Below are 24,228 nucleotides of genomic sequence, written 5' to 3' on the forward strand. Positions count from 1 at the left end.
ACCGCTGGCTTGCCCCTACGGCTGCTCCATCCGCGCCCGGAGCGCATCCGCGTCCGCTTTCGGCATGGATTTGAGCAGGGGCTTGATGGTCTCGCCGCCAACGATCTTGTCGTTGCGCATGAACATCCAGTCCGAAATGTCTCCTTGCGCGAACTCGACCAGGTCGCCCGCCCGCTTGCCGGGCAGATCGCGCGGCTCATTGGCGAAACGGCCCGAATAGGTTCCGCTCGGGAGCTTCTTCACCTCGGCCAGCCAGATGTGCTCGGCGCCTTTGCGGGTCGGGAAGCGCACCTTGAGGGAGTGCCCGGCCTCGCTCGACTTCGGCGCGTCGTAGGAGGCCCAGAAGGTCGGCAGGGTATCGCGAGCGCGCGCGATGGCGGCGTTCATCTCGGCGTCGGCGGTGCGCACGTCGACGATGGGCGAGCGGTCCTCGGCTGCGACCTCCGGCTTGGGGCCGATGGTCAGGATGCCGAAGACGCTGACGCCGGTGACGGCGGCGAGAACAACCCATTTCAGGGGCTGGGGGAGCGTGGATGCCATGATCGCGATGTCCGGATGCTTTGATGTCTCGGGCTTTGTCGCATCGTCGCGAGCGAGAGTTCATGGCGGTTGGTGGTCCCCGGCTGCTGCGCAGCGCGCCGCCTCTTGGCGGCGTGGTGCGCTGCTGATCCGGGGTCCAGCAATTGGCACTCCGGGTCCCCGCTCGCGCTTTGCGCGTCCGGGACATGAGAGATCAATCCAGCTTCCTGATCCAGTTGTGCGGATCGTTGGTGCGGCCGTACTGGATGTCGACGAGCTGCTTGCGCAGGCCCATCGCGACGGGGCCGGCGGCGCCGCCGCTGATGTCGAAATCGCCGCTGACCGAGCGCACCTTGCCGATCGGCGAGATCACGGCCGCGGTGCCGCAGGCAAACGCCTCCTTGAGCTTGCCGCTCGCCGCATCCTTGCGCCATTGGTCGAGCGAGTACGGTTCCTCGCGCACGGTCTTGCCGGCATCCCGGGCCAGCGCGATGATGGAATCGCGGGTGATGCCGGGCAAAATCGTGCCGAGCGGCGGCGTCGACAGCGAGCCGTCCTCGAACACGAAGAACACGTTCATGCCGCCGAGCTCCTCGACGTAGCGGCGCTCGACCGCATCGAGGAAGACGACCTGATCGCAGCCGTGCTGGATGGCTTCGGCCTGCGCGCGCAGGCTCGCTGCATAATTGCCGCCGCACTTGACCGCGCCGGTGCCGCCAACGGCAGCGCGCGTATAATTCTCCGAGACCCAGATCGAGACCGGCGCGGGTCCGCCCTTGAAGTAGGAGCCGACCGGCGAGGCGATCACCGCAAAAATGTATTCGGACGACGGCTTGACGCCGAGGAAGGTCTCGCTCGCGATCATGAAGGGACGCAGGTAAAGACTGCCCTCGCCGCCCGGCATCCAGGCGCGATCGATCCGCACGACCTGCTCGACCGCCTCGATGAAGACGTCCTCGGGGATCTGCGCCATCGCCATGCGGTCGGCGGAGTCCTTGAAGCGCCGCGCATTGGCGTCCGGGCGGAACAGGTTCACACCGCCGTCGTCGCGCTTGTAGGCCTTGAGGCCTTCAAAAATTTCCTGGGCGTAGTGCAGGACGGCACCGGCTGGGTCGATCTGGAAATTGGCGCGGGCCTCGACACGCGCCTCGTACCAGCCGCCCTTGGCCTGGTTGTAGCGGACCACCGCCATGTGGTCGGTGAAGACCCGCCCGAAGCCGGGGTCCGCCAGCTTGGCGACGCGGTCCTTCTCGGGGGTGGGATTGGATGCGGGCTGGATGTCGAATTTCATGCTCATGTCCTTGCCTCCCGCTGCCGGCGGCGGCGCTGTTCTGGCGCCCACCTGCCCTGATTTGGGCCCGGCTGGCTTGATTGGTTTCTGGCCGGACCGCCGCCAGCCTTGTTACGGCCGGTTTCCGTGGCCAGCATGTCGCCGAGGACATGCTTTTGCGGAAGGCGGAAGTCCAGTATGTTTTGCCGAAATGCCGTTCGACAATCGCACGGTAGATCTGCTCCGGCCGTCGCCGCCTCTCGCCCTCTCCGGCCGCCCTGCTTCGATGCCACCCGACGCGAAACGATCTAAAATTTCGTGCGGATTGATCGTTTTGTAACATTGAACCCAAGATACGTCAATATGCCTGACATAAATTTCGCGACTTCCTCTCAAGACGCTGCCGAGCCTCGGCCGGCCGCAGGCGATGGAGGCAATTTGCGCTGGGATATCATCGAACTGCTGTTCTTCGCCTATCGCGATTTCGTCGGCGATCCCGACCAGGAGCTGGAGGCGTTCGGCTTCGGCCGGGCTCACCACCGCGTCATGCATTTCGTCTATCGGTATCCCGGCCTCAAGGTCGCGGACCTCCTCGACGTCCTGCGCATCACCAAGCAATCGCTCGGCCGGGTGCTCAAGCAGCTCCTGGACGAGGGCTATATTTTACAGAAGACCGGCGACAATGATCGCCGCCAGCGCCTGCTCTTTGCGACGCCGAAGGGCGAGGCGTTGGTGCAGAAGCTCGCCGGCCTGCAGACCACGCGGATCACCAAGGCGCTCGCCGAGATGGCGCCGCAGGATGCCGACACCGTCAAGCGCTTCCTGCGCGCGATGATCGACCGCGACGATCCGGACAAGGTGCTCGAGACGATCTTCGCTTCCGTCAACCACGACACCAAGGAGTGACCGTGCCGTTCGCTGCCACGCTCGCCCGCCCGCCGGTGCAACCGGCCGACGATGCCCCGCATCTCCTGCTGGTCGACGACGACCGCCGCATCCGCGATCTGCTGTCGCGCTTTCTCGCGGCCGAAGGCTATCGCGTCTCGACCGCCGCCAGCGCCAGCGACGCGCGTTCCAAGCTTTTGGGCCTGCACTTCGATCTCTTGATCCTGGACGTCATGATGCCCGGCGAGACCGGCTTCGACCTCGCCCGTTTCATCCGGACTTCCTCCTCGGTGCCGATCGTGATGCTGACGGCGCGGCATGAAGCCGAAGCCCGCATCGAAGGCCTGCAAATCGGCGCCGACGACTACGTCGCAAAGCCGTTCGAGCCGCGCGAGCTCGCGCTGCGCATCAACAACATCCTCAAGCGCGCTGCGCCGCCGCCGCAGGCCGCGGCGGTCGAGAAGATCGCGTTCGGTCCCTACGTCTATCATCTCGAGCGCGGCGAGTTGCGCCAGGGCGAAGACGTCATCCACCTCACCGACCGCGAGCGCGAGATGCTGCGGATCCTGTCGGAGACACCGGGTGAGACCGTGCCGCGCAGCGCGCTGACCGGAAATGGCAGCGTCAACGAGCGCGCGGTCGACGTGCAGATCAACCGTCTCAGACGCAAGATCGAGACCGATCCCGCCAATCCGCTGTTCCTCCAGGCGGTGCGCGGCATCGGCTACCGGCTGGTGGCCTCGCCTTAGAGTTTGAGAGAGTGAAGCGCCACCGATGAGCACGATCGATACCGGCCTGACGCTGTTGAAGAGCGCCGCCGGCCGCGTCTCCGCCGCCAATGGCTGGATGGGCAACGCGTTCAAGGGCTGGATGCCGACCGGCCTCTATGCCCGCGCGCTGCTGATCATGATCGTGCCGATGGTGATCCTGCAATCGGTCGTCGCCTTCGTGTTCATGGAGCGACACTGGAACACGGTGACGCGCCGCCTGTCGGCCGCGGTGGTGCAGGACATCGCCGCGCTGATCGACGTCTACAAAGGCTATCCGCAAGACAAGGATCGCGACCAGATCCGCCGCATCGCGCAGCAGCGCCTCGGCCTCGTCGTCGATTTCCTCCCGGCCGGCGACATGCCACCGCCCGGGCCGAAGCCGTTCTTCTCGCTGCTCGACCAGACGCTGTCGGTGCAGCTCGGCCGCCAGATCGGGCGCTCGTTCTGGATCGACACGGTCGGCCGCTCCAACCTCGTCGAGATCCGGATCCAGCTCGACGACGCCGTGATGCGCGTGTTCGCGCAGCGCAGCGCCGCCTATGCCTCGAACTCGGAAATCTTCCTGTTCTGGATGGTGGGGACGTCCTCGATCCTGCTGATCGTCGCGGTGCTGTTCCTGCGCAACCAGATCAAGCCGATCCTGCGGCTTGCGGACGCCGCCGAAAGTTTCGGCAAGGGCCGAGAAGCCCCGAACTTCAGGCCGCGCGGCGCGCGCGAGGTGCGGCGCGCGTCGATCGCCTTCCTCGAAATGAAATCGCGCATCGAGCGCACGATGGAGCAGCGCACCGCGATGCTCGCCGGCGTCAGTCACGATCTGCGCACCATCCTGACGCGCTTCAAGCTCGAGCTGGCGCTGATCGGCGACAGCCCCGAAATGGAGGGCATGCGCAAGGACGTCGACGAGATGTCGATGATGCTGGAGGATTACCTCGCGTTTGCCCGCGGCGATTCCGGCGAGCAGTCGCAGCCGACCGACATGTCGCAGGCGCTCGAGGAGCTTCGCAGCGACGCCGAACGCCACGGCCACACGGCGACCGTCGCGTTCAACGGGCTGCCCGTGGTCACGGTGAAGCCGGCCTCGTTCAAGCGCTGCCTCGCCAACCTCGTCACCAACGCCGCGCGCTACGGCAAGGCCATCGCCATCACCGGCCAGCGCGATCACCGTTATCTGACCGTCACGGTCGACGACGACGGGCCCGGCATCCCTGCCCATTTGCGCGAAGAGGTGTTCAAGCCGTTCCTGCGGCTGGACAACGCCCGCAACCAGGACGAAGGCGGCACGGGCCTTGGCCTCGCCATCGCCCGTGACATCGCCCGTTCCCATGGCGGCGACATCACCCTCGGCGACAGCCCGATGGGAGGACTAAGGGCGAGCGTAAGGATACCGGTTTAGCCGCTCTTACCTCGCCCCGCTTGCGGGGAGAGGTCGAATTCGATCGTAGATCGAATTCGGGTAAGGGGGACTCTCCGCGGGTCCGACTCTCGCCATGAATGCGGAAACGGCCCTCACCCCGGCCCTGTAAGAACAGGCGAGGGAGCGCAGCATCACCTCGACGCGTCGCCTTACTTCGGCAGCAGCGCCTTCAGCTTGTCCATGTCGCGCACGTTCATCTTGAAGCCGCCGGGCATCACGATGTCGCCGGGCTTCTGCTCGGGCTTGCAGGCCCCGAGCCACTTCGCCTCGAGCGTCATGGTGCTGTCGCGGCCTGCCGCGCCGGCGCCGCCGCCCTGTGCGTGCGACGACGTCTTCACCGTATAGACTGAGTTGAAATCGCCCGTGATCTCGGCATGCGAGGTCGTGCTGATGCCGGCGACGTTACACTCGGAATCGCTGACATAGCCGGTCGCGGTCTTCCTGATGTCCTGCCTGGCGCAGATCTGCTTGGCCATCGGGGAGACGTTGTTGTTCATCTCCCTGTCGACGGTCTCGTCGGTGCAGTGCTGCATGGTCATCTCGGGCACCGGCGTGCCGGTCCTGACCATCTTCAATTCCCAGAGACCGGCCTTGCGCACCGGCAGATCGTCGGCGGAGGCTACGCCTGCCGACAAGACGAGGCAAAGGGCCGAGCCGAGCAAAGCCAGTTTGCGCGTCATGTGAGAAGCTCCCGGCTGAGAGATTGCGGCGTTACGAAAACGCCTCAGTAGAGCGTGCGGATCGGCTGGTCGGCGGCGCCATAGGGCACCCAGCGGCAGGAGAACGAGATGTAGCCGCCCTCATAGGCCTGCACGGCCAGGAATTTCGCGACCTTGCCGTAGCGCGCGCAGTGATCGACCGCGACCTGCCGCGCATCGGTCTGGGTCGCCATCGAGTAGGCGATGATGCCGCCGGTGTCGTTGCCCTTGAACGGGGGCACCGGAAGGATATCGGCCCGCGCCGACTGGCTCGCCATCATCCCCGAGACAACAAGGCCGGCAAGAAGGCCCGCGGCCGCAATGATTCGCATTCCCGTCACTCCGATTGGTTGGCGGCAGTTTACGGTGCCGGCGCGGCGGTGGAAAGAACCGAAGGCCGGCTGCTGCGACGTTGCAGTCAACTCTTGGCCAAGTGTTGCCGCGCTGCACTTGACCCCGCGCGGCCTTCGCGGCACCGTCCGCCCCTCGCAGATCATGCTGTCTGGATTGCCCATGCGCGCCTCGACCTCCCTGAAATCGCTCCGCTTTGCCGCCGTGCTCGGCCTCCTGTTCGGGGCGCTGTCGCTTGGTGAGGCCAGGGCCGCCAATCCGCTGGAGCTGAACTTCTGGCTGAGCGGGCCGCGCTATGACGGTAACGTCTCCGAATGCGACAGGGCGCTGCCCACGATCGCCACCCAGTTCTGGGAGAAAGAAAGCTCGTTCTGGAATTCCTCGTTGAAGATCACCGGCTTCGCCGCCGTTCACGAGACCGCGTTCCGGCCCTGGGCGTCCGATAACATTCCGCGCCGCTTTTGCAGCGGCGAGGCCATGCTTACCGACGGCAAGATGCGCAAGGTGCATTTCTCGATCATCGAGGACGGCGGCTTTGCCGGCTACGGCCAAGGCGTCGAATGGTGCGTGGTCGGGGTCGACCGCAACTGGGCCTATAACCCCGCCTGCCGCGCCGCCAAGCCCTAATCCATGAAGCTCCGATTCGGCGGGCTGAACGGCCAGCTGAATTTTGTTCTTGAAATGTTCTTATCGCCTGCTAGGCTTGCTTGCACAGTCTAGTTGAGGGGCGTCGCCATGTTTCATTCCAGATTGCATTTCTTCTCCCGCCTGATGATCTCGCTGACACTTGCGGCCGGGTTGGCTGCGCTGGCCGGCGGCGCGAAGGCGGAGGACAAGCGGCAGAATGCGCCCGGCGAGTTCGATTTCTACGTGCTGTCGCTGTCGTGGTCGCCCTCGTTCTGCGAGGAGGCGGCCGAGCGCGGCGGCCGCTCGCAGATCCAGTGCAGCGGACGGCCCTACGCTTTCGTGGTGCATGGCCTGTGGCCGCAATATGAGAACGGGTTTCCGGAATATTGCCAGCGGCCGTCGCCGCGGCTGAACCGCAGCATCGTCTCCTCGATGCTCGACCTGATGCCGGCGCCGGGGCTGATCTTCAACGAGTGGGACAAGCACGGCACCTGCTCGGGGCTCGCCGACCGCAGCTATTTCGAGACGATCCGGAAGGCGCGTGCCGCGATCAAGATTCCGGCCGAATATCTCGATTTGTCGCAGGCCAAGACCGTGGCGCCGACAGAGGTGGAGGAGGCCTTCATCAAGGCCAATCCGGGGCTGAGCAGCGCCGCCGTCTCGATCACCTGCAACCGGACGCGGCTGTCCGAAGTCCGCATCTGCCTCAGCAAGGATCTGCAATTCCGCGCCTGCGAGGAGATCGACCGCCGCGCCTGCCGCCGCGACCAGCTGACGATGCCGCCGATCAGGGGTGGGTAGCGCGGGCGTCGTGCCCCTTTGCTCAAGCCGTCACGTGGCGTAGTGCTCTTGCATGAATTACCGCCACGCCTTTCACGCCGGAAGCTTCGCTGACGTCATCAAGCACATCGTGCTGGCGCGCATCATCACCTATCTGCAGGACAAGCCGGGGGCCTTCCGGGTCATCGACACCCATGCGGGCGCCGGCCTCTACGATCTCGAAAGCGACGAGGCGCACCGTGGCGGCGAGTGGCTGACGGGCATTGCCCGGCTGATGCAGGCGCGTTTCTCGAACGACACCATCGCGCTGACAAAGCCCTATCTCGACATCGTCCGCGCCTACAATCCGAAGGGCGAGCTCAAGGCCTATCCGGGCTCGCCGTTGATCGCGCGCGCCCTGATGCGGCCGCAGGATCGCCTCGTCGCCTGCGAAATCGAGCCGAAGGCGCGCAAGGCGCTGATCGGCGTGCTGCGCCACGACGAGCAGGCCCGGGTGGTCGATCTCGACGGCTGGATGGCGCTGCCGGCCTTCGTGCCGCCCAAGGAACGGCGCGGGCTCGTGCTGATCGACCCGCCGTTCGAGGCAAAGGACGAGTTCGACAAGCTTGGCGAGGCCTTCTCGGCGGCTTTCGTGAAATGGCCGACCGGTATCTATGTAATCTGGTATCCCGCCAAGAGCCGGCGCGCCACCGACGCACTGGTGCAATCAGTGGCGCGGCTCGCAGCTGCAGCAAAGCCGCCGGGAAAATGCCTGCGCCTCGAATTCAGTGTGGCGCCCCAAGCCGACGGCGCAGCTCTCACCTCCATCGGGCTCTTGATCGTCAATCCCCCTTACACGCTGCACGGTGAGCTCAAGACGATCCTGCCCGAACTGGAAATGCCGCTCGGTCAGGGTGGCGCTGCCAGATTCCGACTAGAGGTACCGAGGCCGTAACACTCCGGCATTCTTGGGAAAAAGATGCAGGAGCGGTAGTCAATCTGCAATGAACCGTATTATGCTGTTTCCGTGACTGGCTTTACGTTCCGCTTCCGCGAATGGTTGCGGCGGAGTGAAGGCCTAATAAAGATCCGACCGGACCGAAAGGTCCGCCCAAGGATGGCCAGCTCCCGGGCTTCGTAAGGCCCGGTCATGTCGTGACGTGCGTCTGCGTCGCGACGGAGGAGCAATGAGGGGGAGTTTCCCGATGGCCATGACGGGAACGGTTAAGTTTTTCAACGGCGAGCGCGGCTACGGTTTCATCAAGCCGGACGACGGAGGCCGCGACGTCTTCGTGCATATTACTGCTGTGGAGCGGGCCGGACTGAAGGACCTTGCCGAAGGACAGCGTATTACTTTCGAAGTCGAACCGGACAAGAAGGGGAAGGGGCCGAAGGCGGTCAATTTAGTGATCGTGTCCTAGCGGGCCTGACGCAAAACCCCTGACGCAAAATACCTGGCGAAAAAAATCCCGGCCGCGAGCGGCCGGGAGGCTGTTGTCCGGTATTTTCTTCTTTAGCTATCAGAAGTGATAGTTCACGCCGGCGCGCACAACGCTGGCGTTATAGCCGTTTGACACGCCTGTAATTGCGAACTGACTCGTCGACAGATCGATGTAGAGATATTCGAGCTTGGCGCTCCAGTTCGGCGCGAACCCAACTTCCGCGCCGGCGCCAATGGTCCAGCCGGCGCTGGTGTGCGACTCCGTCCAGCCGAACGTCTGCGCGCGCAGCTCGCCGAAGGCGAGGCCCGCGGTGCCGTAGAACAGCACGTTGCTGAAGGCGTAGCCGGCGCGGCCGCGCAGGGTGCCGAACCACGGGTTGGAAAACTTCCACGGCGCGAAGGTGTCGTCGGCGCCAGCGGCCTGGACGTCGCCCTCGACGCCGAACACCCACGGGCCGTTCTGGAAATTGTAGCCGGCCTGAACGCCGCCGACGAAGCCGGACGGCTTTGCGGGGTTGTTGCTCACCGAGCCCCATTCGTAGCCGAGATTGGCACCGAGATACGGACCGGCCCAGCTATAGGCATTGAGCGGCTGATTGACCGTGTAGGGCGCGCGCTGCCCGTAATTGAGATCGGCGGCCTCTGCCGAAGCCGTCCAGCCGGCCGCAACCAACGCGGCTGCGCCCACAACGAGCCTCTTCATCACACACTCCAACGCAACTGTCGCAACCGGTGCGTTGCCTGCGCCGCCGCGCGGGGCAAAACCGCATGGTTACGAAACCACCACTTTTTCGCGTAAGATTTATCGCGAGTTTTAGGTTAAAGGGCTGTTAAGCTGGGTTACCGCGCTGTTAACAGGCTTAAGCAAGCGTTACCGGGAACTGCCGCGTTCCTGTGCGTGCCGCAAGGCCGGAACTTCAAATCGGCACACCCAGCACCTAAATTCGCACCATGGTTCACGATTCCACCGACAATCCGGACGACACCCGCGCGCGCAAATCGCCGCGGGCTGGCGCTGCGACCGACGCTCCGCCCGAGACGCTGACGCCGCCGGACCTCGATCCCGCGGCCGCCGGCGGCGACGACGAGGACGATGCCCGGCTGCCGGATATCCTGGAAGAGAGCGGTGCGGTCGGTGAAGGGCCGCTGGCGACCGGCCATGAGGCGATCGAGCGCGCGGTCCGCCTCGCCCCCACCTCGCCCGGCGTCTACCGCATGCTCAATGCGAATGCCGACGTGCTCTATGTCGGCAAGGCCAAGAACGTCAAAAAGCGCCTGTCGAACTATGCGCGCCAGAGTGCGCCGCAGCCGGCGCGCATCCTGCGCATGATCGCGGCCACTGTGACCGTGGAAATCGTCTCGACCAACACCGAGACCGAAGCACTGCTGCTGGAAGCCAACCTCATCAAGCAGCTCCGGCCACGCTTCAACGTCCAGCTGCGCGACGACAAGTCGTTTCCCTATATCCTGATCACCGGCGACCATTGGGCGCCGCAGATCCTGAAGCACCGCGGCGCGCAGACGCGACCCGGTCGCTATTTCGGCCCGTTCGCCTCCGCCGGCGCCGTCAACCGCACCATCACCGCGCTGCAGCGCGCGTTCCTGATCCGCTCCTGCACGGATTCCTTCTTCGAGAGCCGCTCGCGGCCCTGCCTGCTCTACCAGATCCGCCGCTGCGCCGGCCCCTGCACCCGCGAGATCGACTTTCCCGGCTATACGACGCTGGTGCGTGAGGCGAGCGATTTCCTCTCCGGCAAGAGCCAGGCGGTGAAGCAGGAGCTCGCCGGCGAGATGGAGAAGGCTTCCGGCGAGCTTGAATTCGAGAGCGCCGCGCTCTACCGCGACCGCCTCGCTGCGCTCTCTGCGATCCAGTCGCAGCAGGGCATCAATCCGCGCACGGTGGAAGAAGCCGACGTGTTCGCCATCCACCAGGAGGGCGGCTTCTCCTGCGTCGAGGTGTTCTTCTTCCGCACCGGACAGAACTGGGGCAACCGCGCCTATTTCCCGCGCGCGGAGAAGACCTATACGCCGGAAGAGGTGCTGGGGTCCTTCCTCGCCCAGTTCTACGACGACAAGCCGCCGCCGAGGAACATCCTGCTCTCGCACGAGATCGAGGAGAGCGAGCTGCTCGCCAATGCTCTGTCGATCAAGGCCGGCCGCAAAATCGAGGTTTCCACGCCCAAGCGCGGCGAGAAGAAGGAGCTCGTCGCCCACGCGCTGACCAATGCGCGCGAGGCGCTCGGCCGCAAGCTCGCAGACACCGCGACACAGAGCCGCCTGCTGGACGCCATGGCCACGACGCTGAGCCTGCCGCATCCGCCCAAGCGCATCGAGGTCTACGACAACAGTCACATCCAGGGCACCAACGCAGTCGGCGCCATGATCGTCGCCGGCCCCGACGGATTTGTGAAAAACCAGTACCGCAAATTCAACATCAAGTCGGAAGGGCTCACGCCGGGCGACGATTACGGGATGATGCGCGAGGTGCTGGAGCGCCGCTTCAAGCGCCTCATCAATCCGCCCGAGGAGGGTACGGCCAAGGCCAAGGACGACGATTTCCCGCAATGGCCCGATCTCGTGATCATCGACGGCGGCCGCGGCCAGCTCAACGCTGTCAGGGAGATCTTTGCAAATCTCGGCCTGACCCAGGTGGCGCTGATGTCTGTGGCCAAGGGGCCGGACCGGGATGCCGGCCGCGAGACCCTGTTCATGCCCGAGCGCGAGGCGATCAAGCTGGAGCCGCGCGACCCCGTGCTCTATTTTATCCAGCGGCTGCGGGACGAGGCGCACCGCTTTGTCATCGGCTCGCACCGCACGCTGCGCAAGAAGGACATCCGCGAGGCCGGCTTGCAGGAAATTCCGGGGATCGGTCCGTCACGCAAACGTGCCTTGCTGCATCATTTCGGAACTCTGAAGGAGATCGAACGGGCCTCGATCGTCGATCTCGGCAAGGTTCCGGGGGTCAGCGCCGAGAGCGCTCGTAGGATTTTCGAGTATTTCCATCCCCAGCCGGGGTGAACTAAAGGGGGGCCGCGGTCATATGGTCGTCGCATCCCGCACCCCATTTGGGGAGCGGAACGGTTGACCTTCAGGCTGCAGCGGTATTGGTAGGACGAATGAACATCGCCACGACACGAGGGACGACCAGCCGCGCGATGTCCCTCCCGAACCTCCTGACCTACGGCCGGATCGCCGCAATCCCGGTCGTGGTCGGGTGCATCTACGCGCAGTCGATCATGGACGGCCCGCTGTGGCTGCGCTGGCTCGCGGTCGCCATCTTCATCGCGGCCGCGGTCACCGACTATCTCGACGGCTATTACGCGCGGATCTGGAATCAGCAATCGGCATTTGGCCGGATGCTCGATCCGATCGCCGACAAGCTGCTGGTCGCCTCGTGCCTTCTGATGCTGGCCGCCGACGGCATCATTCACGGCTGGTCGCTGTGGGCCGCCATCGTAATCCTGTGCCGCGAGATCCTGGTCTCCGGCCTGCGCGAATATCTCGCCGCGCTGCGCGTCAGCGTGCCCGTGACCAAGCTTGCGAAGTGGAAAACGACCGTTCAGCTCATCGCCATCGGATTCCTGCTGGCTGGTCCGGCCGGCGACGAGGTGGTGCCCATGGTCTCGATGATCGGACTGGCGCTGCTCTGGGCTTCGGCGATCCTCACCATGTACACCGGCTACGACTATTTCCGCGCCGGCATCCATCACCTCATCAAGGAGGATGAGGGATGAAGGTGAAGTATTTCGCCTGGGTGCGCGAACGCGTCGGCAAGGCCGAGGAGACGATCGAGCCGCCAGCGACCGTGCTTACCGTGGAAGAGCTGATCGCCTGGCTGTCCGGCCAAAGCGAAGCTTATGCGCACGCCTTCGAGAAGCCGAAGGTGATCCGCGCCGCGATCGACCATGCCCACGTCAAAGCGGACGCCACGATCGCAGGCGCCCGCGAGATCGCGTTCTTCCCGCCGATGACCGGCGGCTAGGCCATGTTCTCGAACAGACCAGCGTACGGTGTCGCCTCACCTCTCCCCGTCGGGGAGAGGTCGGATCGCGTAAGCGATCCGGGTGAGGGGGCACAGGTCTCACGAGAGAGCGGATCCCCTCACCCGCGCCTTCGGCGCGACCTCTCCCTATGGGAGAGGTGTGGCACCGTCCGAGCGGGAAGAGCATGAGCTGCCCCGTCACCATCCGCATCCAGCCGGACGATTTCGACATCGCGCGCGAGATCGCGGTCCTGACCGGGAGCCGCACCGACATCGGCGCGGTCGTGAGCTTCTCCGGCATCTGCCGCGCCGATGAGGACAGCGCGAAGATCGCCGCGCTCACGCTCGAACATTATCCCGGCATGGCGGAGGAAGAGATCAGGCGTCACGCCGTCGAAGCCATTTCGCGCTGGCCGCTGAACGGCGTCACGGTGATCCATCGCGTCGGCCGCTTCATGCCCGGCCAGAACATCGTGCTGGTGCTGACCGCCTCGCAGCACCGCCAGGCGGCGTTCCAGGCAGCCGAGTTCCTGATGGATTATCTCAAGAACAGCGCGCCGTTCTGGAAGAAGGAAGAGAGCGCCACCGGCACCGGCTGGGTCGAGGCCCAGGCCCGCGACGAGGAAGCCGCCGCACGCTGGACCCGCCGCTGATGGCAACAACATCCAAAAAGACCGTGCGCGGCCGCGCCGCGCCAAAGCTCGCGAAAGTGAGCCGCGGCGAGCTTCTCACGCTGGTCGATTTCGTCCGCTATGCGGTGAGCCGCTTCAATGAGGCCAAGCTCTCCTTTGCCCATGGCACGACCGACCCGGTCGCGGAAGCAGCCTTCCTGGTCTGTGAAGCCCTGCATTTGCATCCGGAACAGTTCGAGATTTTTGCCAACGCGCGCGCTACGGCCGCCGAGGGCAAGACCATCGTCGATCTCATCCACCAGCGCGTCACCACGCGCAAACCGGCCGCCTATCTCGTCAACAAGATCTACATGCGCGGCCTGCCCTTCTATGTCGACGAGCGCGTCATCGTTCCGCGCTCCTTCATCGGCGAGCTGCTGGAGTCGCATTTCGGCGGTGACGGCGAGGCGGGCTCGCTGATCGACGACCCCACGGCCGTCGAACGGGTGCTCGATCTCTGCACGGGATCGGGATGCCTCGCGATCCTCGCGGCGCATCATTTCCCGAACGCCACGATAGACGCCGTCGACGTCTCGAAGGGCGCGGTCGAAGTCGCCAGACGAAATGTCGGCGAATACGGGCTCGATGACCGGATCAGCCTGCATCGCGGCGACCTGTTCGCCCCGCTCGGTGACACCAAATACGACTTGATCATCACCAACCCGCCTTACGTCGATGCGGAAGGCATGGCGGCGCTACCGCCGGAGTGCCGGGCAGAGCCGAAGCTCGCCTTCGACGGCGGCGCCGACGGTCTCGACGTGGTCCGCCGGATCCTGCGCGATGCGCCCGACCACTTGGCGCCGGACGGCGGACTGATCTGCGAGATCGGCCGCGGCCGCGAATTGGTCGACGAGGCCTTTCCGGAATTGCCGCTGCTCTGGCTCGACACCGAGGACTCCGAGGGCGAGGTGTTCTGGATCGCGGCCGGCGATCTCGGCTGACCCGTCACGACGGGCACGCCGCGTCGGAACAAGTCAAATACCGCCACGTTCATCCTCGACGAATGTCTCGCTCTTGGAGGATATCCGCATGCTCGCGCCATCGGGCGAATTGCTGCGCGCCGGCATGGCGCTCAAGCTCAACCATCTCAAGCGCGCCGCCCAGTCCTATCTGCGTGACCGCACCAACCAGGCCACGGGCCGCGCGACGTCCTACGCGGTCGCGGCAGGACTGTTCGCGGTGGCCGGGCTGTTCCTGGTTGCAACCTTCTTCGTCGGCCTGATCGCCCTGTATCGCTGGATCGCAATTACCCACGGTCAATTCTGGGGTTTTGGTGCCGTCGCGGCCGTGCTCCTGGTGCTGGCCGCGTCCTGTGCCGGGGTCGCTCTCGCTCAGATGAAGCGTCGTGACAGGCCGATCGTGCCGCTTGCCAGCCGTATGCGCGTCGCGATCGCCACCCCGCGGATCCCGCGCGGAACGGTCAAGCAGGCGCTGAAGGAGGTCGCGACGACGATTCCGCTGGCACCGCTCGCACCCGGCGAACGCGGCCATGGCGGCAATTCTTTGCCGGCTCGGACTAACCGGCCCGTGCAACTCGGACTGATGCTCGCAGCCGTCGGCTTGGTGGGGTTCACGGCGGCGCGCCGAAGGCGTCACGGTCAAAGATTGGGCGCCTGAATGCCAGCGCGGGACTCCGAGCAGTTCGATAGTTGGCTGTTGGTCGCCGCGACGGCCGTCTTCGTGCTGACCGCCGAACGCTACTTTCAGGAATCCGGCTTTGTCCGCGCCGGGCCACCGCAAGACCATCGCAACAGCGAGGGGAATTCGCCGGAAACCAGCCCGACAGGCGCAGCTGCGCAGCCAGGCCGCGGCCGCCGCGCGAAAAGCCCGTTCACGATCCCCTGGGCTGGCTGGAAGGATATTTTCTGGCGCACCTATCAGCGCATCGACGACGACCGTCTGCTCGCGACCGCCGGCGGCGTCGTTTTCTTCGGCCTGCTCGCGATCTTTCCGGCCGTGACCGCGCTCGTCTCATCCTACGGCCTGTTCGCCGATCCCTCTACCATCAGCAAAAATCTCCAGACGCTCGCGGCGATGATGCCCGAAGGCTCGTTCCAGATCGTCCAAGACCAGGTCGCCCGCGTCGTGTCGAATGGCAGCGGGACCCTGGGGGTCACCTTCCTGTTCGGACTCGTGCTCGCGATCTGGAGCGCCAATGCCGGCGTAAAGGCGATCTTCGATGCGCTCAACGTCGCCTACGAGGAGCGCGAGAAGCGCAGCTTCATCAAGCTGAACATGGTGTCGCTGGCCTTTACAGTCGGCGGCATCGTAGCGCTGCTGGTGATGGTGGGTGCCGTCGTCGCCTTCCCGCTCGCGCTCAATCACCTCGGCATGGCGCCTGAAAGCAAGCTGATCGTGGCACTCGCCCGATGGCCGGTGCTGTTCCTGATCCTGCTCGCGGCGCTGGCCACCCTCTACCGCTTCGCGCCCAGTCGCGATGCCCCCCGCTGGCAATGGCTGAGCCTCGGCGCGGTGACGGCCGCGATCCTCTGGATCGCGGGCTCTGCCTTGTTGTCCTGGTATCTGTCCAAATTCGCCAATTACAACGCGACCTACGGTTCGCTCGGCGCGGCGATCGGCCTGATGACGTGGATGTGGATGTCGGCCATTGTCATCATGTTCGGGGCCGAGCTGAATTCGGAGATCGAACGGCAGACCCTGCGCGACACGACCACTGGGCCGCCGAAGCCGCTCGGCACCCGCCAGGCCGTCTCGGCCGACACGGTCGGCGCCACCGCGCCATCTTGACTCTGCGACAGGCCGCTATCCCCTCGAATCAACAATGATGTTAGGGTCATGCCGCTTGGGCGAGCATGGGGGCGGGACGGGTTCGAAATGCCCCCCGTGTTTTCCCGGTGAGGCAGTCAGCTCTTGAGGCTTAACGCGCGGCATGATTCGCATTTCGACGATCTTCATCGCCATCTGCATGGTTCTGGTCGCGGCATCGCTCGGGCTCGTGCTCTACGCCGTCGCCGGCATCACCGGCACCGAATCCGCGATCGTGGCGCTGACCGCGCTGACCTTCCTGATCCTCTACAACGCCGTGTCGATGCGGCTGCGCGACCGCAGCGACGTCGGCGGCCAGATCGCTGACCTTTCGCGCGGCACCGCCGACCTCGCTCGCCAGGTGGCCGAGTTCGGCCGCCGGCTTGCCGCGATCGAGGGACGCATCGCCTCCGCCAATTCGACCAACTCCGACCGTGTCCAGTCGGTGGTCGGAGAGATCAACGAGCTCGGTGGATTGGTCCGACAGCTCGCCACCACCGTCTCGGCCCATGAGGATCTGTTGGCCGGCAACGCGCCGGCTCCCGTTCCCGTCGCGAGGCTGGAGCCGCAACCGCCGCTCGACCTGATGGCGCCGTTCGAGGAGCGGCCGGCTGCCCCTCCCCCGGTTCCTGCGCCGCCGCCCCGGCCGGCAGCACCTCCAGTGATCCAGTCCCAGACCGGCAATCCGGTTCAGACGGCCAACGGCCGCAACCAGACCCAATTGCTGGCGACGCTGCGCAACGCGATCGACGAGAACCGCATCGACATCTTCCTCCAGCCGATGGTGACGCTGCCGCAGCGCAAGGTCCGCTTCTACGAAGCCGTGACGCGCCTGCGCGACGAGCGTGACCAGCTGGTCGCGGCCGAGGAGTTCATCAGCATCGCTGAGGCCTCCGGCCTGATCGGGCGCATCGACAACATGGTGATGCTGCGCTGTGTGCAGGTGCTGCGGCGCCTGATGGTGCGCAACAAGGATGTCGGCGTGTTCTGCAACGTCGCGGCGTCCACGCTCGGCAATTCCACGACCTTCGCGCAATATCTCGACTTCCTCGAAGCCAATCGGGCGCTGGCGCCCTCGCTGGTGCTGGAATTCAAGCAATCGACCTTCCGCAATCTCGGCCCGGCGGAGACCGAGAACCTCGCCGCGCTCGCCCAGCGCGGCTTCCGCTTCTCGATCGACCATGTCACGGATTTGCGCATCGAGCCGCGCGAGCTGGCCGACCGCGGCGTGCGCTTCATCAAGGTGCCGGCGACGCTGCTGCTCGACCCGATGCAGGCTTCGGCCTCGGACATCCATCCCTCCGACCTCTCCGACCTGCTCGGCCGCTTCGGCATCGACCTGATCGCCGAGCGGATCGAGGGCGAGCGTGCCGTGATCGACCTGCTCGACTATGACGTGCGGTTCGGCCAGGGGTTTCTTTTCGCGCCGCCCCGACCATTGCGGCCGGATGGGGCATCTGCTACCGGCGGGGCCTCGCCGAACCAGGCGCAGGATATTCAGGGATCCAATGGCTCCGCTTCCCCCAGCCAAGGCGCTACATCTGGCGCGACGTCAGCCGCACCTCCGGCCCAACGCGTCACCGGCAACGCGGCGCTCGCGCGCCGCATCTGATCGGCCGCGCGCATCATGACCACGCTGCATTTCGCCGAAAGCCTGCGCGACCTCGTGGGTGGCGTGGACGTCGTGCTGAGCGACATCTGGGGCGTGGTCCATAACGGCCTCGAATCCTTTCCCGAAGCCTGCGAGGCGCTGCACACCTATCGCAGCCGCGGCGGTACGGTGATCCTGATCACCAACGCACCGCGCCCGGCAGACTCCGTGCAGCGGCAATTGCGCAAGCTCGGCGTTGCCGACGAGACCTATGACGCGATCGTGTCCTCGGGCGACCTGACGAGGCTCTATGTCGCCGAGCATCCCGGCCGCAAGATGTTCTGGCTCGGCCCCGAGCGCGACAACTCGATCTATCGCGGCCTCGATGCGGTGACCGCGCCGCTGGAGGAGGCAGATTACATCGTCTGCACCGGCCTCTACGACGACGAGACCGAGACGGCGGAAGACTATCGCGGCATGATGCTGAAGGCGCGCGAGCGCAAGCTGACGCTGGTCTGTGCCAACCCCGACATCGTGGTGGAACGCGGCGACCGGCTGATCTATTGCGCCGGCGCGATCGCGGAGCTCTATCGCGAGCTCGGCGGCGAGGTGATCTTCTACGGCAAGCCGCACCGGCCGATCTACGAGCGCGCGATGGCGCTCGCCGGCGAACGCCAGGGCCACCAGATCGATCGCAAAAAGGTGCTCGCGATCGGCGATTCCGTCCGGACCGACCTCACCGGCGCGCGCGAATTCGGCATCGATTGCCTGTTCGTGACCCGTGGCATCCATGCCGAGGAGTTCGAGGGTCTCGACCAGCTCGACCCGGCCTCCGTGCTGGAATTGTTCGGCCATCCGCCAAAGGCGCTGATGCGCGAACTGAAGTGGTAGTGAGCTGATCGTCATTCCGGATTGACGTGGAGCATCGAACACAGAAAGCCCGGGACAACCGCCCGGGCCTTCCGAATTCAACTGATGGCTTCGATCGCGCCTTACGCGCTCGCCATGTCCGGGAAGACCGCCTCGATCTTGGTCTTCAGCGTCGCCGCGTTGAACGGCTTGACGATGTAGTTGTTCACGCCGGCCTTCTTGGCCGCGATCACGTTCTCGGTCTTCGATTCGGCGGTGATCATGATGAAGGGCGTGGTGGCGAGGTTCGGATCCGCGCGCACTTCACGCAACAGGTCGTAGCCCGTCATCGGCTCCATGTTCCAGTCGGAAATCACGAGCCCGTACTTCTTGCCGCGCATCTTGTTCAGCGCTGCCGAACCGTCGCTGGCATCATCAATATTCTCGAAGCCAAGCTGCTTCAGGAGGTTCCTGATGATACGGATCATGGTGCTGTAGTCGTCCACCACCAGAACCGACATCGACAAATCAACCGCCATCTCGACTCCCCCAACGCAAACCAGGAAATATTACGATCGGACCTGCCAGGCCGGAGCTCGGCGGTTCCACGCTCAAGGACTAACACCAAGGCGTTAAACAGCGCGTTAACTGGGGACACCCCCGATGGACTGAAATCGCATTCGATGCGGCCGCCCCCTCCCGCTTGACTTCATCCGGCCGGTCGCGCCACGGTCCCGGCCGGTCCCGCCGGCTCGAGAAATTCCCCTGATGGCCCCGCCTTTTACCGTTATCCGCGACACCACGCCGGTCTCCGTGATCCCAACGGGCGCCGTCGTTGCCATGGGCAATTTCGACGGCGTTCATCTCGGCCATCGCGCCGTCATCGCTGCGGCCCTGGAAATGGGCCGAACGCATGGCCGCCCTGCGTTGGCACTCACCTTCGAACCGCATCCGCGGCGGTTTTTCAGCCCCAACACCCCGCAATTTCGCCTGACGGACGAGCGGGCCAAGCTGCGGCTTTTGGCCGGCACCGGGCTTGCCGGCGCCGTGGTCATGACCTTCGACAAGGCCCGCGCCGGGACCAGTGCGCAAGATTTCATTCACCATGAGCTGATCGGACGCCTGGGCGTCAGCGGCATCGCCGTCGGCTACGACTTCCATTTCGGCAAAGGTCGCGTCGGCTCGCCGAGCCTGCTGGTCAACGAGGCGCCCCGGCTCGGCATCGAGGTCGACGTGCAGCCGCATGTCGATATCGACGAGCGGCCGGTATCCTCCAGCGCGATCCGGATCGCACTCGCCGAAGGCCAACTCGACGAGGCCACCACCATGCTGAGTGCCCCCTGGTTCATCACCGGTGAGGTCATTCATGGCGAGAAGCGCGGCCGCAACCTCGGCTATCCCACCGCCAACATCCGGCTCGACGCCAATTGCGGCCTCAAGCACGGCATCTATGCGGTACGGGTCGGCCGCGGCGCCGAGCGCCTCGACGGCGTGGCCAGCTTCGGACGCCGCCCGACCTTTGATAATGGCGCGCCGCTGCTGGAAATCTTCCTGTTCGACTTCAAGGGCGACCTTTACGGCGAGATGCTCGACTGCGCCTTCGTCGGCTTCATCCGCGAGGAGCTGAAATTCGACAGCCTGGAGCCCCTGATCCGCCAAATGGACGACGATTCCGCCCGCGCCCGCGCCATGCTGGCCGCCGCCCCGGACGCGTTTCCGCGGTTGGGAACGATCGGCTGAGGCCGAAAACCGGGCCGCCGAACCTTTTGCGCTTCCCTTAGCCCCCTGCTATGGAGAGCCCATGTTTGCGCGGCGCATCATAAGGATTAGCGGCCCGGCTTCCGCCTGAGCCTTTTGGCTCGGCGCAAGACCGGGATGTCGTCGTTTCACCCCGCGATTCCGCATCGCCATCCGTTCCCGCGCCCTTCCGAGCCAGTCAGCCCCATGTCCGAAAAGCCGCAAAAGTCCGACGCCCAAAAATCCGACGCCAAGGACTATTCGAAAACCCTCTTCCTGCCGCAGACCGATTTCCCGATGCGCGCCGGCCTGCCGCAGCGCGAGCCGGAGCTGCTGAAATACTGGAACGACATCGGCCTCTACGACAAGTTGCGCCAGGAAGCCCGGGGCCGCGCCAAATTTGTGCTGCATGACGGCCCGCCCTACGCCAACGGCAACATCCATATCGGGCACGCGCTGAACAAGATCCTCAAGGACGTCGTGACCAAGAGCCAGCAGATGCTCGGTTTCGACTCCAATTACGTGCCCGGCTGGGACTGCCACGGCCTGCCGATCGAATGGAAGATCGAGGAGGAGAACTACCGCTCCAAGGGCAAGCAGAAGCCCGATTTCCGCGACTCCGCCGCGATGGTGGCATTCCGGAAAGAGTGCCGTGCCTATGCCACGCACTGGATCAACGTGCAGCGCGAGGAGTTCAAGCGCCTCGGCATCATCGGCGACTGGGATCATCCCTATCAGACGATGAGCTATCCCGCCGAAGCGCAGATCGCCCGCGAGCTGATGAAGTTTGCCGCCAACGGGACGCTGTATCGCGGCTCCAAGCCGGTGATGTGGAGCGTGGTCGAGAAGACCGCGCTCGCCGAGGCCGAGGTCGAGTACGAGGACTACACCTCCGACATGGTCTGGGTGAAATTCCCGGTCACCTCGCCCGCGCATGGCGCGCTTGCTTCCTCCTGCGTCGTGATCTGGACCACCACGCCCTGGACGCTGCCCGGCAACCGCGCGATCTCCTTCTCGCCGAAGATCGCCTATGGCCTCTACAAGGTCACGGACGCAGCCGCGGACAATTGGGCCAAGACCGGCGATCTCCTGATCCTGGCCGATGCGCTCGCCGCAGAGGTGTTCAAGCAGGCGCGCGTCACGTCTTACGAGAAGGTGCGCGACATTCCCGGCGACACGCTGGACGCCGTGGAGTGCGCCCATCCCTTGCGCGGCTTCAGTGGCGGTTACGAGTTCATCGTACCGCTGCTCGCCGGCGAGCATGTCACCGACGATACCGGCACCGGCTTTGTGCACACCGCGCCGAGCCACGGCCGCGAGGATTTCGACGTCTGGATGGCCAACACCCGCGAGCTCGATGCGCGCGGCATCTCGACCGCGATCCCCTACACCGTCGACGAGAACGGCGCCTACACCGCGCAGGCCCCGGGCTTCACCGGCAAGCGCGTGCTCAACGACAAGGGCGAGAAGGGCGATGCCAACGAGGCCGTGATCAAGGCGCTGATCGAGGCCGGCAAGCTCCTGGCGCGCGGCCGCCTCAAGCACCAATACCCGCATTCCTGGCGCTCGAAGAAGCCGGTGATCTTCCGCAACACGCCGCAATGGTTCATCGCGATGGACAAGGACATCAGCGAGGATGGCCATGCGAAGAAGGGCGACACGCTGCGCGCCCGCGCGCTGCAGGCGATCTCGGTCACGCAATGGGTGCCGCCCTCGGGCGAGAACCGCATCAACGGGATGATCGCCAATCGTCCGGACTGGGTGATCTCGCGCCAGCGCGCCTGGGGCGTGCCGATCGCCGTGTTCGTGCGCGAGACGAGCGACGGCTCGGCCGAGATCCTGCAGGACGAGATCGTCAACCAGCGCATCGCCGAGGCCTTCATGGAGGAAGGCGCCGACGCCTGGTACATGGACGGCGCCCGCGAGCGCTTCCTGGGGTCGCGTGCGAGCGAAGACTGGAAGAAGGTCGACGACATCTGCGACGTCTGGTTCGATTCCGGCTCCACGCACGCCTTCGTGCTCGAGGATCGGCAGAACTTCCCGCAGCTCGGCAACATCGTCCGCAAGATCGACGGTGGCAGCGACACCGTGATGTACCTCGAAGGCAGCGACCAGCACCGCGGCTGGTTTCATTCCTCGCTGCTGGAGAGCGCGGGCACGCGGGGCCGCGCGCCGTACGACATCGTGCTCACCCACGGCTTCACGCTCGACGAGAACGGCCGCAAGATGTCGAAGTCGATCGGCAACACCGTCGAGCCGCAGAAGGTGATCAAGGATTCGGGCGCGGATATCCTGCGCCTGTGGGTTTGCGCCACCGACTATGCCGACGACCAGCGCATCGGCCCGGAGATCCTGAAGAACACCATCGAGACCTATCGCAAGCTGCGCAACACAATGCGCTGGATGCTCGGCACGCTGCATCACTTCAAGGCGAGCGAGAAGGTCGCTTATGCCGAGATGCCCGAGCTCGAGCGGCTGATGCTGCACGAATTGGCCGGCCATGCCGAAACCGTTCGCAAGGCCTATGCCGCCTTCGACTACAAGACCGTCGTGGCAAGCCTCGCGGCCTTCATGAACTCGGAGCTGTCGGCGTTCTACTTCGATATCCGCAAGGACACGCTGTATTGCGATCCGCCGTCCTCGCCGGCGCGCAAGGCCGCGCTGACCACGATCGACCTCTTGTGCGATGCCCTCCTGAAGTGGCTCGCACCGATCCTGAGCTTCACGACCGACGAGGCCTGGCGGATGTACCGGCCGCAGGCGGAGCCGTCGGTTCATTTGACCCTGTTCCCCACGGATATCGAGCAGCTCCGCGACGACAAGCTCGCCGCGAAGTGGGAGACGATCCGCAACGTCCGCCGCGTCGTTACCGGTGCGCTGGAGCTCGAACGCGCCGCCAAGAACATCGGCTCGTCGCTGGAGGCATCGCCGGTCATCTATGTCGCCGACCGCGACGTGCTGGCGACGCTGTTCGACACCGACCTCGCCGAGATCTGCATCACCTCGAACTACGAGGTGCGCGAGGGCGAGGCGCCGGCTTCCGCATTCCGTCTCGATGCCGTTCCAGGCGTCGCAGTCGTGGTGGAGAAGGCGGTCGGCACCAAATGCGCCCGTTCCTGGAAGATTTCGCCGATGGTGGGTGAAGACCCCGAATATCCTGACGTCACCCCGCGAGATGCCCAGGCGCTGCGCGAATGGAAGGCGCTGGGGGTCAGCATCTAGGTCTCACCGTCGTCCTGACGAAAGCCAGGCCCCATAACCACCGCCGCCAATTGCGCCGAAGGCTGATGACCACAAGTCTTTCAAACAACGACCGCCTCGGCGTATGGGTCCTGGCTTTCGCCAGGACGACGACGGAGCGTGTTGTGGCCGCCTGCCCATGACCCCGCTCCGTGCCGGCATCCTCGCGGCCCTGGTCACGCTCGTGGCCGACCAGGCCTCAAAGCTCTGGCTGCTGAACGTGTTCGACCTCGCCCGTCGCGGCGCGGTCGAGGTGACCCCGTTCTTCGACCTGGTGCTGGCCTGGAACATCGGCATCAGCTTCGGCTGGCTCCAGAACGACGGTCAGGCTGCGCAAATGGCGCTGATGGCCGTGAAGGTCCTCGCGGTGGTTGCGCTGGCGATCTGGATGGCCCGCTCCCACACCCTGCTGGCAACCATCGCGCTCGGCCTGATCATTGGCGGCGCCATCGGCAACGGCATCGACCGCCTCGCCTATGGCGCGGTGGTCGATTTCGCCCTGTTTCACATCAATATCGGCGGAAATACCTATAATTGGTACGTGTTCAACCTTGCGGACGTGGCCATCGTTGCTGGTGTGGCGGCGCTATTGTATGATTCCTTCCTGGGGGTACCCGCCGCAAAAGCGCCCTGATCCCGGCCGATACGGACCGGCAGG

The 24,228-nt window shown here is 65.0% G+C and carries 25 protein-coding genes; 19 read left to right on the forward strand and 6 right to left on the reverse strand.

The genetic code is table 11. The features are described 5' to 3' along the window. Positions 1–15: 15 nt before the first annotated feature. Positions 16–540: a DUF2314 domain-containing protein gene (locus IVB31_RS08685; RefSeq protein ID WP_247320790.1), complete on the reverse strand. Its 525-nt coding sequence runs from the start codon at positions 538–540 to the stop codon at positions 16–18. Between the two features lie 193 nt (positions 541–733). Further along, complete coding sequence (locus tag IVB31_RS08690; RefSeq protein WP_247320792.1) at positions 734–1,816, reverse strand: branched-chain amino acid aminotransferase; 1,083 nt, start codon at positions 1,814–1,816, stop codon at positions 734–736. 411 nt (positions 1,817–2,227) lie between these two features. Between IVB31_RS08690 and IVB31_RS08695 the strand changes: the two genes are divergently transcribed. Genes IVB31_RS08695 through IVB31_RS08705 form a run of 3 tightly spaced genes read left to right on the forward strand, consistent with a single transcriptional unit; the run spans position 2,228 to position 4,837 of the window. Beyond that, positions 2,228–2,695, forward strand: a complete 468-nt coding sequence (locus IVB31_RS08695) for a MarR family transcriptional regulator (RefSeq protein WP_346730859.1) — start codon at positions 2,228–2,230, stop codon at positions 2,693–2,695. After that, positions 2,692–3,423, forward strand: a complete 732-nt coding sequence (locus IVB31_RS08700) for a response regulator transcription factor (protein WP_247320796.1) — start codon at positions 2,692–2,694, stop codon at positions 3,421–3,423. Before IVB31_RS08695 ends, IVB31_RS08700 begins: the two co-directional genes overlap by 4 nt. A gap of 25 nt (positions 3,424–3,448) precedes the next feature. Next, positions 3,449–4,837 (forward strand): ATP-binding protein, encoded by a 1,389-nt coding sequence (locus IVB31_RS08705; protein WP_247320797.1) that lies wholly within the window; start codon positions 3,449–3,451, stop codon positions 4,835–4,837. Between the two features lie 170 nt (positions 4,838–5,007). Here the strand turns inward: IVB31_RS08705 and IVB31_RS08710 are convergent, their stop codons facing one another. After that, positions 5,008–5,538, reverse strand: a complete 531-nt coding sequence (locus tag IVB31_RS08710; RefSeq protein WP_247320799.1) for a DUF3617 family protein — start codon at positions 5,536–5,538, stop codon at positions 5,008–5,010. Between the two features lie 44 nt (positions 5,539–5,582). After that, a complete protein-coding gene (locus IVB31_RS08715; RefSeq protein WP_247320800.1) occupies positions 5,583–5,888 on the reverse strand; it encodes a hypothetical protein in 306 nt (101 codons plus the stop codon). Positions 5,889–6,069: 181 nt separating this feature from the next. Here IVB31_RS08715 and IVB31_RS08720 point away from each other — a divergent pair, with 181 nt between their 5' ends. From IVB31_RS08720 to IVB31_RS08735, 4 genes are all read left to right on the forward strand, one after another. Continuing rightward, positions 6,070–6,534: a hypothetical protein gene (locus tag IVB31_RS08720; RefSeq protein ID WP_247320801.1), complete on the forward strand. Its 465-nt coding sequence runs from the start codon at positions 6,070–6,072 to the stop codon at positions 6,532–6,534. Positions 6,535–6,642: 108 nt separating this feature from the next. Continuing rightward, the gene (locus IVB31_RS08725; RefSeq protein WP_247320802.1) at positions 6,643–7,335 is read left to right on the forward strand and encodes a ribonuclease T2; all 693 of its coding nucleotides are present in this window, start codon (positions 6,643–6,645) and stop codon (positions 7,333–7,335) included. Positions 7,336–7,387: 52 nt separating this feature from the next. After that, positions 7,388–8,248 (forward strand): 23S rRNA (adenine(2030)-N(6))-methyltransferase RlmJ, encoded by an 861-nt coding sequence (rlmJ, locus tag IVB31_RS08730; protein ID WP_247320803.1) that lies wholly within the window; start codon positions 7,388–7,390, stop codon positions 8,246–8,248. 250 nt (positions 8,249–8,498) lie between these two features. Beyond that, positions 8,499–8,714, forward strand: coding sequence for a cold-shock protein (locus IVB31_RS08735; protein WP_063986700.1), 216 nt, complete (start codon positions 8,499–8,501; stop codon positions 8,712–8,714). Positions 8,715–8,813: 99 nt separating this feature from the next. Here IVB31_RS08735 and IVB31_RS08740 read toward each other — a convergent pair whose 3' ends face one another. Beyond that, positions 8,814–9,437 (reverse strand): outer membrane protein, encoded by a 624-nt coding sequence (locus IVB31_RS08740; protein ID WP_247320805.1) that lies wholly within the window; start codon positions 9,435–9,437, stop codon positions 8,814–8,816. Positions 9,438–9,685: 248 nt separating this feature from the next. Here IVB31_RS08740 and uvrC point away from each other — a divergent pair, with 248 nt between their 5' ends. The 9 genes from uvrC to IVB31_RS08785 all read left to right on the forward strand — a co-directional run bounded on the left by uvrC (position 9,686) and on the right by IVB31_RS08785 (position 18,635). Further along, positions 9,686–11,752 carry an excinuclease ABC subunit UvrC gene (uvrC, locus tag IVB31_RS08745; RefSeq protein ID WP_247320807.1) on the forward strand — a complete coding sequence of 689 codons (2,067 nt, stop codon included), beginning with the start codon at positions 9,686–9,688 and terminating at the stop codon, positions 11,750–11,752. A gap of 98 nt (positions 11,753–11,850) precedes the next feature. Further along, positions 11,851–12,468 carry a CDP-diacylglycerol--glycerol-3-phosphate 3-phosphatidyltransferase gene (pgsA, locus tag IVB31_RS08750; protein WP_247320809.1) on the forward strand — a complete coding sequence of 206 codons (618 nt, stop codon included), beginning with the start codon at positions 11,851–11,853 and terminating at the stop codon, positions 12,466–12,468. After that, positions 12,465–12,716 (forward strand): molybdopterin converting factor subunit 1, encoded by a 252-nt coding sequence (gene moaD / locus IVB31_RS08755; RefSeq protein ID WP_247320819.1) that lies wholly within the window; start codon positions 12,465–12,467, stop codon positions 12,714–12,716. Before pgsA ends, moaD begins: the two co-directional genes overlap by 4 nt. 185 nt (positions 12,717–12,901) lie before the next feature. Further along, positions 12,902–13,369 carry a molybdenum cofactor biosynthesis protein MoaE gene (locus tag IVB31_RS08760; protein WP_247320821.1) on the forward strand — a complete coding sequence of 156 codons (468 nt, stop codon included), beginning with the start codon at positions 12,902–12,904 and terminating at the stop codon, positions 13,367–13,369. Then, positions 13,369–14,328 (forward strand): 50S ribosomal protein L3 N(5)-glutamine methyltransferase, encoded by a 960-nt coding sequence (gene prmB, locus IVB31_RS08765; RefSeq protein WP_247320823.1) that lies wholly within the window; start codon positions 13,369–13,371, stop codon positions 14,326–14,328. The genes IVB31_RS08760 and prmB overlap by 1 nt, the downstream gene beginning before the upstream one ends. 88 nt (positions 14,329–14,416) lie before the next feature. Next, entirely contained in the window at positions 14,417–15,004 is a 588-nt protein-coding gene (locus tag IVB31_RS08770; RefSeq protein ID WP_247320825.1) for a phage holin family protein, read from the forward strand. Then, entirely contained in the window at positions 15,005–16,135 is a 1,131-nt protein-coding gene (locus IVB31_RS08775; RefSeq protein WP_247320828.1) for a YihY/virulence factor BrkB family protein, read from the forward strand. A 142-nt stretch (positions 16,136–16,277) separates the two neighbouring features. Beyond that, entirely contained in the window at positions 16,278–17,765 is a 1,488-nt protein-coding gene (locus IVB31_RS08780) for an EAL domain-containing protein (protein ID WP_247320830.1), read from the forward strand. A gap of 15 nt (positions 17,766–17,780) precedes the next feature. Next, a complete protein-coding gene (locus IVB31_RS08785) occupies positions 17,781–18,635 on the forward strand; it encodes a TIGR01459 family HAD-type hydrolase (protein WP_247320840.1) in 855 nt (284 codons plus the stop codon). A 101-nt stretch (positions 18,636–18,736) separates the two neighbouring features. On the opposite strand, the gene IVB31_RS08790 is transcribed toward IVB31_RS08785, so the two are convergent. Further along, on the reverse strand, positions 18,737–19,132 hold the full coding sequence (locus IVB31_RS08790; protein WP_007596883.1) for a response regulator: 396 nt from the start codon (positions 19,130–19,132) through the stop codon (positions 18,737–18,739). Between the two features lie 229 nt (positions 19,133–19,361). Here IVB31_RS08790 and IVB31_RS08795 point away from each other — a divergent pair, with 229 nt between their 5' ends. The 3 genes from IVB31_RS08795 (at position 19,362) to lspA (ending at position 24,204) form a co-directional block, all read left to right on the forward strand. Continuing rightward, positions 19,362–20,333, forward strand: a complete 972-nt coding sequence (locus IVB31_RS08795) for a bifunctional riboflavin kinase/FAD synthetase (protein ID WP_247320842.1) — start codon at positions 19,362–19,364, stop codon at positions 20,331–20,333. Positions 20,334–20,537: 204 nt separating this feature from the next. After that, positions 20,538–23,552, forward strand: coding sequence for an isoleucine--tRNA ligase (ileS, locus tag IVB31_RS08800; RefSeq protein ID WP_247320844.1), 3,015 nt, complete (start codon positions 20,538–20,540; stop codon positions 23,550–23,552). Between the two features lie 157 nt (positions 23,553–23,709). Further along, entirely contained in the window at positions 23,710–24,204 is a 495-nt protein-coding gene (lspA, locus tag IVB31_RS08805) for a signal peptidase II (protein WP_247320846.1), read from the forward strand. The last annotated feature ends 24 nt before the right edge of the window (positions 24,205–24,228 follow it).

The organism is Bradyrhizobium sp. 21, from assembly GCF_023073335.1.
Lineage (GTDB): Bacteria > Pseudomonadota > Alphaproteobacteria > Rhizobiales > Xanthobacteraceae > Bradyrhizobium.